The organism is Enterobacter sp. UNJFSC 003 (assembly GCF_036903355.1).
Lineage (GTDB): Bacteria > Pseudomonadota > Gammaproteobacteria > Enterobacterales > Enterobacteriaceae > Enterobacter.
This window is the reverse complement of record NZ_JBAKHK010000143.1, coordinates 1-275: the sequence shown is the minus strand read 5'-3', so window position 1 is coordinate 275 and position 275 is coordinate 1. Positions and strand designations below refer to the sequence as shown.

Genomic DNA, 275 nt, shown 5'->3' with positions numbered 1-275 from the left:
AGTTGGCATTGGCAATGACGCGGTTCAGCGCCCCTTCCAGCTCACGTACGTTAGATCGTAGACGCTTGGCGATAAAGAACGCCACTTCGCCCGGCAAACGAATGTCGTTTTCGTCGGCCTTTTTCATCAGGATCGCCACACGGGTTTCCAGCTCTGGCGGTTCGATCGCCACAGTCAGTCCCCAACCGAAGCGGGATTTCAAACGATCCTCAACGCCGTTGATCTCTTTCGGATAGCGATCCGAGGTGAGAATGATCTGTTGATTACCTTCCAGC

1 protein-coding gene is annotated in these 275 nt (G+C 54.2%); it reads right to left on the bottom strand.

Annotated elements, in window-relative coordinates:
• On the bottom strand, window positions 1-275 hold a 275-nt coding region (locus V5P19_RS23510; protein WP_334407955.1), incomplete at both ends, for a DnaA/Hda family protein.